This window comes from Streptomyces sp. BF23-19, assembly GCF_041106355.1.
GTDB classification, from domain to species: Bacteria; Actinomycetota; Actinomycetes; order Streptomycetales; family Streptomycetaceae; genus Streptomyces; species Streptomyces virginiae_A.
In genome coordinates this window covers 1-1,908 of record NZ_JBGBPT010000192.1, presented here as the reverse complement: position 1 = coordinate 1,908, position 1,908 = coordinate 1, and the positions used below count along the sequence as shown (strand labels likewise).

Genomic DNA, 1,908 nt, shown 5'->3' with positions numbered 1-1,908 from the left:
TGCGCCGCCAGGGACTCGAACCCCGGACCCGCTGATTAAGAGTCAGCTGCTCTAACCAACTGAGCTAGCGGCGCTTGCTGACAGGGAAAACTCTACCCCACCTCCAGGGGTGCCCGTGACCAGCCACGCCCGCCTTGTCCGATTAACCCATGTTTGACGGGTTTATCGTGCACCATATGTCTGCGCCTGCCGTATCTGATGCTTTATCAGGTTCGGCTCCGGTCGACCAGTGGACCAGTGGACGAGTGGACGAGTGGATGAGCAGGGGAGTGGACGGAACCGCATGACGATGCAGCCTCCGACGCATGTGCAGATGCCGATGCCCGGTTTCGAGGAGTACGAGCCCGCGGGCGACTGTGCGTGCCGGGGCTGCTCCCAGCGCCGCCGCGCCCTCGCCCGCGCGCGGGCCATACCGCTCCGGGACGGGGGGCACCCGGCCGCACGCGGCGCCCGCAGGGCGCTGGTGCTGGCCACCGCCGCGGGAGTGGTCCTCGGTGGCGGCGGTGCGACCGCGGCGGCCGTGACCGCCCCGCCCCCGGGGCCGTCGGCCCTGGACGACCCGAGCTCCCCGCAGGGCGGCCGGACCCCGCTGCACGGCCCCAAGGGCGGGCCGGTGGGGAAGCCGGGTGCTCCGGCCCAGCCGGGCGTGGTGCGGCGGATCGACCGCGCGACGATCATCAACCGGGCGAAGCTGTGGCTGGACGCGGGGGTCCCGTACAGCATGTCCGAGTACTGGACGGACGGGTACCGGCAGGACTGCTCGGGCTACGTCTCCATGGTCTGGAACCTGGGGTCGAACGAATGGACCGGCAGCCTCGACAAGTTCGCCACCAAGATCACCAAGGATGAGCTGCTGCCGGGGGACATGCTCCTCTTCCACAACCCGGCGGACCCCAACAACGGCTCGCACGTGGTCATCTTCGGCGGCTGGGTCGACTCGACGCGCACGCACTACGTCGCCTACGAGCAGACGCGCCCGAACACGCGGAAGCTGGCCACGCCCTACGGGTACTGGAGCAACGCGACGAAGTACGTCCCGTACCGGTTCAACGGGGTGCCGGGCGGCCTCCTCCCGGACGCCCCGGCGGGCCCCAAGCCGGGGGACGCGACGGTCTTCCCGGGCGCGGACAAGTTCGGCCCCGGCGCCACCAACGACCACGTGGCCCAGCTCGGCAGGATGCTGATCGAGCGCGGCGCGTACCGGTTCTACCCCAAGGGGGTGGCCGACCGGACGTGGAGCGACCACGACCAGCTCGCCACCGCCGCCTTCCAGCGCGCACAGGGCTGGACGGGCGCGGACGCCGACGGCATCCCGGGCGCGCACACCTGGAAGCTGCTCGTCGAGAAGCAGGGCAAGAACATCCCGCCGACGGTGGCGGCCGCGCCCGGACCCGGCGGGGTACGGGCCTACCCGGGTGCCGCGGTGTTCCGGCCGGGTCGGTCGCACGAGGCCATCAGGGCTCTCGGTCGTCAGCTGGTGAAGAAGGGCTTCGGCAAGTACTACACATCCGGTCCGGGCCTGCGCTGGAGCGAGGCCGACCGCCGCAACGTCGAGGCCTTCCAGCGCGCGCAGGGCTGGACCGGCGCTTCGGCCAACGGCTACCCGGGCCCGGAAACCTGGCGCCGGCTGTTCGCATGACGGAGGTAACGATGTTCCCCACGCGCACCACCTCGACGACGGGCACCCTCCGAGTGCCGCCACTGGCCGCCCCGGTGGCGGTCCGGGCGGCGGACCCCGCCCCCACCCCCGCGCCCGCCCCCGCGCCCGCGCCCGCCCCCGTCCCCGTCCCCGTCCCCGCGGTCATGCCGGCGGGGGCTCACCCCGGGTGGGCGCGGTCCTGGTCCGGCCGCTCAGTACGGTCTCCCACGCCAGCACCGGCTTGTCGTCCTTGAGGCGGCCCACGAGCC

Annotated in this window: 1 protein-coding gene and 1 tRNA gene; one reads left to right on the top strand and one right to left on the bottom strand. The window is 72.3% G+C overall.

The features are described from left to right. Positions 1 to 74: transfer RNA gene (locus tag AB8A24_RS43235), tRNA-Lys, on the bottom strand. A 239-nt stretch (positions 75 to 313) separates the two neighbouring features. On the opposite strand from AB8A24_RS43235, the gene AB8A24_RS43230 reads away from it, so the two are divergent. Next, positions 314 to 1,639: a peptidoglycan-binding protein gene (locus tag AB8A24_RS43230; RefSeq protein ID WP_369479240.1), complete on the top strand. Its 1,326-nt coding sequence runs from the start codon at positions 314 to 316 to the stop codon at positions 1,637 to 1,639. The last annotated feature ends 269 nt before the right edge of the window (positions 1,640 to 1,908 follow it).

Excerpts from the sequence above, each read along its gene's own strand:
- AB8A24_RS43230 (WP_369479240.1), top strand. The coding sequence starts at position 314 with ATGCCGATGCCCGGTTTCGAGGAGTACGAGCCCGCGGGCGACTGTGCG.